Here is an 8,186-nt window from a genome sequence, read left to right on the forward strand (position 1 = left end):
AGCCGCTGGCGCAGCTTGAAACACGCATACGTGCCCGACAGCCCGACGACATGAGCCCGCTCGATGAAACCGCAGTGCCTGAAGAGGTGGCGCCGCTGGTGGCCTCGGTCAACGATTTGCTGAGCCGGCTCAAGGTCTCGCTGTCGACGCAAAAACGCTTCCTCGCCGATGCCGCGCACCAGCTCAAGACGCCGCTAGCCGGGCTGCGCATGCAGGCCGACCTGGCGCAGCGTGAAACCGATGCCGACGAGCTCAAGAAATCGCTCAAGCACATTGGCCAGGCGAGCATTCGCGCGACTCACACGGTCAACCAGCTGCTGGCGCTGGCGCGCGCCGAAACCACCGGCCGCGCACTGGCCAAGCAGCGCGTTGACCTGGTGCACATCGTCTCGGAAGTGATGGCCGACTCAGTGCCGCGCGCACTAGAAAAAAAGATCGACCTGGGTTATGACGGACCGGCCGCGGGAGAAGAGCCAACCCACCTGGAGGGCAACGCGACCTTGCTGGGCGAGCTGGTGCGCAACCTGCTGGACAATGCGATCAACTACACGCCTGAAAACGGTCATGTCACGCTGCGCCTGATGGTTGACCGCTTCAGCGGCATTCTGGTGCTGATTGTGGAAGACTCGGGGCCCGGCATTCCCGAGTCCGAACGCGAGCTGGTGTTTCAGCCCTTTTACCGCGCGCTCGGCACCAACGTCGATGGCTCCGGCCTGGGCCTGGCTATCGTGCTGGAAATCGTGCAGCAGCACGGCGCCACCATCACCGTCGAAGACGCCGAACTGCCGGGCCATCCGCAGTCGCCAGGCACGCGTTTCACGGTGCGTTTTGTCGGCATGGACCTGCCCTACCGTGAATGACTCCGGCATTGCGCTGGTGCAACGAAACAACGCGGCATCGTCCTATTGCCGCCGGGATCACACAAAGGGAAACTTTGCGTGTAGGCTGTAATTCTGCGATGCGCCTGACCAGGCCGATTGACCATCCAGCAAGGAGCTCAGCATGACCCCCGCAGCAGCCGGCAAGACTCATCCCGCCATCGAGGCGGTCAGAACGTCGGGTGCCGGCAAGGTCAAGGTAGCCATCAGTGATATTGACGGCGTGCTGCGCGGCAAATACCTGCACCGTGACAAGTTTCTTGGCGCGGCCGAACCCCACCCGGAAGGCGGCTTCGGCTTTTGCGACGTGGTACTGGGCTGGGACATGCTTGATGCCTGCTACGACAACAGCTCGGTAACCGGCTGGCAGCACGGTTTTCCTGATGCCCTGGCCAGGCTGGACCCGGCTACCTTCCGCCATGTTCCGTGGGATGAAGGCATTGCGTTTTTCCTCGGCGAGCTGGTCAACCCCGACGGCTCGGCCCATGCCGTCTGCCCGCGCCAGACACTCAAGCGCGTGCTCCGGCGCGCCGAGAAAATGGGCTTTACGGTCATGACCGGCATGGAGTTCGAGTGGTTCAATTTTCTGGAGACGCCGCAGAGCTGGGCCGCTAAAAAAGGCGTTGGCCCGGAGCCGCTGACACCGGGCATGTTTGGCTACTCGCTGCTGCGCATGAACCGCAACCGCGAGTTCTTCAAGGCCATCATGGACGAGATGCTGGCCTTCGGTATTCCGATCGAAAGCCTGCACACCGAAACCGGCCCCGGTGTGCTGGAAGTGGCCATTGCTTTCAGCGAGGCGCTGGAGCAGGCCGACCGGTCGATTTTGTTCAAGACCGGCGTGAAGGAAATTGGCGCGCGCTTTGGCATCATGCCCAGCTTCATGGCCAAGCCCAACCAGCTGCTGCCGGGCTGCAGCGGCCACATTCACCAAAGTCTTTCCGACGGCAGCAAAAACCTCTTTCACGACGCCGGAAACCGACAGAAAATGAGTCCTCTGTTTGAAAGCTACGTCGCCGGCCAGGTCGCCTGCATGATGGATTTTGGCCCGCTGATCTGGCCCACCATCAACAGCTACAAGCGGCTGGTTGACGGCTTCTGGGCACCCGTCAAGCCCACCTGGGGCATGGACAACCGCACCGCCAGTTTTCGCGTGATCGCCGGCAGCCCGAAGGCGACGCGGCTTGAAACGCGATGCCCGGGCGCCGATGTCAATCCCTATTTGGCGATGGCCGCGGTGATTGCCGCCGGACTGGACGGCGTTGAAAAAGGCTTGAAGCTCACGACGCCGCCAGTCACCGGAACCAATAGCGGCGCTGACAACATCGCGCGCGCACCGCGCACGCTGATCGAGACCACGCGCCTGTTCAGGCAATCGGACATTGCCCGCGACTGGCTGGGCGACACTTTTGTTGACCACTTTGCCGCGACCCGCGAATGGGAATGGAGGCAATGGCTGGACGCCGTCACCGACTGGGAACTGAAACGCTATTTTGAAATCATCTGACATGCCTGTTCGCCGATTAACCGTCAGCGATGCTGCCCAATACCGCGCCTTGCGTCTGCGGGCCTTCCGGGAACACCCCGAAGCCTTTACGTCAAGTTATGAAGAGGAGTTGGTCAAACCTCTCGCAAATTCGGCGCAGCGGCTGGCAGCAAGTTCGACAGGGAAATTCTGGGGCGCTTTTGTGCAGGCGCCGGGCGCCACAACCGCGGTGCTGGCTGGTATGGTCGGGCTGGACCGGGAACAGCGGCTGAAAAACCGGCACAAAGCCGTGATCATCGGCTTGTATGTGGCTCCCGAATTTGCGCGGCGCGGCTTGGCGCGCGCCCTGCTCGATGCGCTGCTGAACGAGGCCCGCGCCAGCGATCTGGAATTGCTGGTGCTGACCGTGACGCGCGGCAACCAGCCGGCCGAGCAGCTCTACCTCGATGCTGGTTTCGTGTCTTACGGCATTGAACCTGGCGCGATCAAGGTTGAACATCAGCGCTTCGACAAAAATCACATGTTTCTTCAACTGGCTTCATCATGAGCATCAGTCATTTTTCCTTTCCCACCAGCATCAGGTTCGGCGCGGGCGCTCGCAAGCTGGTGGCGGCGCAGCTGCTTGAAGCGGGCTGCCGCCGCCCGCTGATCGTCACCGACCGGGCACTCGCCGCGTTGCCGGTGCTGGCTGAATTCCGGACCCATCTCGCCGGACTGGAGGTGGCGGTTTTCCCTGACGTTTTCGGCAACCCGACCTGCAGCCAGGTGATGGCGGGCAGCGCCGCGTACAAGGCGCACCAGGCCGACTGCGTGATTGGCTTCGGCGGCGGCGCGGCGCTCGACGTCGCCAAAGTCGTCGGCCTTGCCGCCACGCATGAAGGCGACATCCTGGAATACGTCTGGGACCACCCGCAGCTACGCCCCATCAATGGCGAGTTGCCGTATTTCATCGCCTTGCCCACCACCTCGGGCACCGGCTCGGAAGTCGGCCGTTCCAGCGTCGTCAGCGAAAATGACACGCATCTGAAACGGGTGGTGTTCAGCCCGAAACTCCTGGCGAAAATGGTGTTCGCCGACCCCGAACTGACGCTCGGACTGCCGCCGCACATCACCGCCGCCACCGGCATGGACGCGTTGACGCACAACATCGAGAGCTACCTCTCGACCGCCTACCACCCGCTGTGCGACGGAATTGCGCTTGAAGGCACGCGCATCGCGGCGCACGCCCTGCTCACCGCCGTCAGGGAGCCTGGCAACCTGCAGGCGCGTAGCGACATGATGATGGCCTCGATGATGGGCGCGATTGCCTTCCAGAAAGATCTCGGTGCCGTGCATTCGTGCGCCCACGCGCTGGGTGCCGTGTGCGACCTGCACCATGGCCTGGCCAACGCGCTGATGATTGACACGGTGCTGGCCTGGAATTACCCGGCCGCGCCAGCGAAATTTGACGAGCTGGCCCATGTCTGCGGCGTCACCGGCGGCGGCGAGGCGCTGGTGCCCTGGCTCATCGCACTCAAGACCTGCATCGGCATCAGCGGTTCGCTGTCGGCGCATGGCGTGACGGCTGGGCATCTGCCCAGACTGGTAGAAATTGCCACGGCAGACATCTGCCACCAGACCAATCCGCGTGCCTGCAGCGCAGCCGACTTTCAAAAACTCTTCGAGGCTGCTTTATGAACGCTCACAGACCAACGCTGCTGATAGCGGTCGCACTTCCAGCAGGGGCTGCGGAAGCGGCTTTGCCGGGCCGCAGGCGCAGCGCCCCCCCGGCGGGCAGCGCACTGCGCGAAGCGACCAGTGTGGGGGGCCTATGACCGCCGCCCGACGTCTGAAAATTGGCCTGTCGGCCTGTTTCTCCCACGCTGACCCAACCCGGTCTTTTTTTTCCGGCAAGACACTGCAATACGTCGAGCAGTCGATTGCGCACTGGCTGATGTCGTCGGGCGCGATGGTCGTGATGGTGCCCTGCCCGACCGGCAGCACCCAGCGTGGCGACGTGACTTATGCGCATTACGCGCAATGGCTGGACGGCCTGGTGCTGCACGGCGGCGCCGATGTCTGGCCCGGCAGCTACGGCGAAACGCCGCTTGAAGAAAAATGGTCGGGCGACCGCCTGCGCGACGACTACGACAAGGCGCTGGTCACTGCCTTTGAAGCGCTGGGCAAGCCGGTCTTTGGTATTTGCCGCGGTCTGCAGTTGCTCAACGTCGCCTATGGCGGAACGCTTTACCAGGATATCGGCACGCAGGTGCCCGACGCCTTCGTTCACCGCGATGCAGACACCTATGACCTGAATTTTCACAGCGTGGACATCGTGCCAGGCACCAAGCTCTCGGCGCTGTATCCAGGCGTTGAGCGGGCGCGCGTCAACAGCATTCACCACCAGGCCATCAAGGATTTGTCGCCCGAGTTCGAAGCCGAGGCTTACAGCGCGACAGACGGCATCGTCGAAGCGATACGCCGCAAGGATCCGGCCAAAAGCTATATCGCCGCGCTGCAGTGGCACCCCGAGTTTCACAAATCCGGCTCCGACACGATTGATGACGGCGCGGTGCTCAAGGACTTCCTGACAGCGGTTGCCGCCGCTAAAAGCAGGGCGCTCGCGTGAAGACAACGCTTGCAATTTTCAACCCCGCCACTGCCACCCTTATTGCTGAGCTGCCAGCCGACAACGCCGCATCGGTAGCAGCCAAAAACGGGCTGGCACACGCTGCGCAGCCGGGCTGGGCCGCATGGCCGCTGGCTGCGCGCAAGGCCTGCATCACGCGCTTTCGCACCGCCATCGTTGCAGAACTGGAGGGGCTGGCAGTCACCCTGACGCTTGAAACCGGCAAGCCCGTCAGCATGTCGCGCAATGAACTCAATGGCCTGCTCGGGCGCATTGATTTTTTCCTGGCCGAAGTAGGCGCCGCCACCGCCACGCAGACGGTCTTCAGGGAAGACGGCATGACCGAACAGATCGAGCACGCGCCACTGGGCGTGATAGCCAATATCTCGGCCTGGAACTACCCCTGGTTTGTCGGCGGCAATGTTTTCATCCCGGCCCTGCTGACGGGCAACGCCGTGCTCTACAAGCCGTCGGAATACGCCGCCATGACGGGGCTGGCGATTGCACGCCTGCTGCATGGCGCGGGTGTTCCCGGCGATGTATTTGTACCGCTGATTGGCGGCGCCACCGTGGGCGCCGCGCTGCTTGAGCAAAAAATCGACGGCCTGTTCTTCACCGGCTCGCATGCCACCGGCAGCAAGATTGCCCGGGCCATGGGCCCGCGTCTGGTCAAGCTGCAACTGGAACTGGGCGGCAAGGACCCGAGCTATGTCTGTGAGGACGCCGACCCCCAACTGGCGGCCGAAGCGCTCGCCGACGGCGCGATGTACAACACCGGGCAAAGCTGCTGCTCGGTCGAGCGTATCTACGTACATGAAAAAATTCATGACGCTTTCGTCGCCGCCTTTGTCGCCAGCGTCAAGACCTTCAAGGTCGGCGACCCGATGGCCAGGGACACCTACATCGGCGCCATCACGCGCGCAGCGCAACTCGATGTGCTCGATGCGCAGGTGGCAGACGCCACGGCCAAAGGCGCGACGCTGCTGCTAGGGGGCCAGCGTCTGCCCGGCCCCGGCAACTGGTACGCGCCCACGGTGTTTGCCAACGTCAATCACGACATGGCGCTGATGCGCGAGGAAAGCTTCGGTCCCCTCATCGGCATCCAGCAAGTGTCGGGCGACTCGGAAGCCCTCAGGCTGATGAACGACACGCGCTACGGCCTGACCGCCGGCGTCTTTACGCACGATGAAGCGCGCGCCAGGACCCTGCTGGCACAGGTCAACGCCGGCAGCGTCTACTGGAACTGCTGCGACCGCGTCAGCCCGCGCCTGCCGTGGAGCGGTTACGGCGATTCGGGCATCGGCCTGACGCTGTCCAGCTACGGCATCCAGGCCTTTACGCGGCCCAAAGCCTGGCATTTGCGGCAGGTTTGAGCGCCACCCGCACCGTCACTGCCAAAAAAAGCATTAAAAAGTGCTCTGGGTCCAACAAGTATCGACATGGCGTGCTATTGATTAAATAGCATCCACGGCTTTCCGGCCTTAGCTCAAATGCTTGCCGACAATCCCCGCGAGTTCAAACATCGTCACCTGCGGCTTGCCGAACACCGGCAGCAGCTTGGCGTCGGCGTTGATGGCGCGCTTGTTGGCGGCGTCCTGCAGGTTTTCAGCCTTGATGTAGTCCCAGAGTTTCTTGATGACCTGGGTTCGCGCCACCGGCTCGGAGCCGATGACCGCGGCCAGTGCGTCACTGGGCTTGAGCCCCGCGCCCGGCTTGGCCACGCGGGCGACCCTGGGTTTGGCAACGGCCGGTGCCTTTTTGGCCACCACCTTTTTGGCGGCTGCCTTTTTGGCTGCAGGCGCTGCGGCGGTTTTCACGGCCACGGTTTTACCGAAGGGCGTCTTGATTGCGCCGGTCCTGGCTGGCGCCGCACCAGCCGCTGTTTTTCGCGGCGGGAATTTGGACGGTGCAAATTCGAAGTTCACCTTGCCGGCTTCGGCGTCCCAGGCCAGCATGGCCTTGAAGGCGCGGCGCGTGCGCATGGAGACAAACTTGTCGAGCAGATCGGTCTTGCCGGTGACCAGCAGCTTGACCATCTGCTCGCGCTCAATCGGCTGCTGCAGGATGACTTGGCCGGTCTTGAAGTCGCAGCTCGGCGTGGGCTGGGCCGCAGTCGGCACAGACTTTTCGCAGACATAGTTTTTGCCGAGCTCATAAACGGCGCTGACGCATTTGGGGCAGGGGCCCAGCGACTGCTGCTCGCCAAAATCGACAATCTCACCGGTATCAGCGTTCTTGTCATCGCCAAAATCAAATTCCAGCTTGTAGTTTTTGGTTTCCTCGTCGAACTTGATGACCATCTCGGCGCTGAAGGGCCAGCCTGCCTTGGAGCGGAAACCTTCCAGCGGACCAATTTTCCTGTCACGCAGAAACTGCTCGACCTCGGCGGTCTCAAAGGTGCGGCCTGCCGGCGTTTTGCCAAAGGAAAAGCCGCAACCGCTTTCGGCGTTCAGGCCGCTCTTGCCGGTGCAGGTATAGCGCCGGTAGTTTTCCTTCATCACCCCGCCGCAGTTGGGGCAGGGCGCTTGCAGCGTCGCATAGTCGCCCGGAATGGTGTCGCGGTCATAGCCCTTGGCCTTGGCCACCAGGCGCTCGGTCATGGTGGCGATCTCCGCCATGAACGTCTCGCGGCTCAACTGGCCGTGCTCCATTTGCGCCAGCTTGTATTCCCACTCACCGGTCAGTTCGGCTTTTGAAAGCTCCTCGGCGCCCAGGCCGCGCAGCAGCGTCATGAGCTGAAAGGCCTTGGCCGTCGGTATCAGCTCCCGGCCCTCGCGCAGCATGTATTTTTCGCTGAGCAAACCCTCAATGGTGGCGGCGCGGGTGGCTGGCGTGCCCAGGCCTTTTTCCTGCATCGCTTCGCGCAGCTCATCGTCGTCGATCGTCTTGCCCGCGCCTTCCATGGCGCCGAGCAGGGTGGCTTCGCTGTAGCGCGCCGGCGGCCGGGTTTTCAGGCCCCTGGCGTCGACCGTTTCGGCCAGCACGCGTTCGCCGGGTTTCACCGGCACCAGGCTCTGGCCCTTGTCGCCGTCCTTGGAGTCGGCCACTTCGTCAGCGGCTTCCTTGCCATAAATCGCCAGCCAGCCCGGCTTGACCAGCACCTTGCCCTCGGTCTTGAAGCTGTGGCCCGCCGCCACGGAAATGCGCGTCGTCACCAGGTATTCGGCGCTGGGGAAAAACACCGCCATGAAGCGGCGTACCACCAGGTCGTACA

Annotated in this window: 7 protein-coding genes; 6 read left to right on the forward strand and 1 reads right to left on the reverse strand. The window is 62.9% G+C overall.

The window, feature by feature from the left end; genetic code table 11:
• From HHJ19_RS11860 to HHJ19_RS11885, 6 genes are all read left to right on the forward strand, one after another.
• A partial coding sequence (locus HHJ19_RS11860; protein WP_296907571.1) for an ATP-binding protein occupies nt 1–860 on the forward strand: 860 nt, incomplete at its 5' end.
• 142 nt (nt 861–1,002) lie between these two features.
• The gene (locus HHJ19_RS11865; RefSeq protein WP_296907574.1) at nt 1,003–2,385 is read left to right on the forward strand and encodes a glutamine synthetase family protein; all 1,383 of its coding nucleotides are present in this window, start codon (nt 1,003–1,005) and stop codon (nt 2,383–2,385) included.
• Nucleotide 2,386: 1 nt separating this feature from the next.
• Nucleotides 2,387–2,911, forward strand: coding sequence for a GNAT family N-acetyltransferase (locus tag HHJ19_RS11870; RefSeq protein ID WP_296907577.1), 525 nt, complete (start codon nt 2,387–2,389; stop codon nt 2,909–2,911).
• Nucleotides 2,908–4,041 (forward strand): iron-containing alcohol dehydrogenase, encoded by a 1,134-nt coding sequence (locus HHJ19_RS11875; RefSeq protein WP_296907580.1) that lies wholly within the window; start codon nt 2,908–2,910, stop codon nt 4,039–4,041. The genes HHJ19_RS11870 and HHJ19_RS11875 overlap by 4 nt, the downstream gene beginning before the upstream one ends.
• A gap of 133 nt (nt 4,042–4,174) precedes the next feature.
• Complete coding sequence (locus HHJ19_RS11880) at nt 4,175–4,972, forward strand: gamma-glutamyl-gamma-aminobutyrate hydrolase family protein (RefSeq protein WP_296907582.1); 798 nt, start codon at nt 4,175–4,177, stop codon at nt 4,970–4,972.
• A complete protein-coding gene (locus tag HHJ19_RS11885) occupies nt 4,969–6,345 on the forward strand; it encodes an aldehyde dehydrogenase family protein (protein ID WP_296907585.1) in 1,377 nt (458 codons plus the stop codon). The genes HHJ19_RS11880 and HHJ19_RS11885 overlap by 4 nt, the downstream gene beginning before the upstream one ends.
• A 108-nt stretch (nt 6,346–6,453) precedes the next feature.
• On the opposite strand, the gene HHJ19_RS11890 is transcribed toward HHJ19_RS11885, so the two are convergent.
• The coding region (locus HHJ19_RS11890) for a DNA topoisomerase III (RefSeq protein ID WP_296907588.1) at nt 6,454–8,186 on the reverse strand (1,733 nt) is incomplete at its 5' end.

Origin of the sequence: Polaromonas sp. (assembly GCF_012927415.1) — a bacterium.
Classification (GTDB): Bacteria; Pseudomonadota; Gammaproteobacteria; order Burkholderiales; family Burkholderiaceae_C; genus Polaromonas.

Bases quoted from the DNA above. Each gene is read 5' to 3' on its own strand.
- HHJ19_RS11865 (WP_296907574.1), top strand. From the start codon at position 1,003: ATGACCCCCGCAGCAGCCGGCAAGACTCATCCCGCCATCGAGGCGGTC.
- HHJ19_RS11870 (WP_296907577.1), top strand. From the start codon at position 2,387: ATGCCTGTTCGCCGATTAACCGTCAGCGATGCTGCCCAATACCGCGCC.
- HHJ19_RS11875 (WP_296907580.1), top strand. From the start codon at position 2,908: ATGAGCATCAGTCATTTTTCCTTTCCCACCAGCATCAGGTTCGGCGCG.
- HHJ19_RS11880 (WP_296907582.1), top strand. From the start codon at position 4,175: ATGACCGCCGCCCGACGTCTGAAAATTGGCCTGTCGGCCTGTTTCTCC.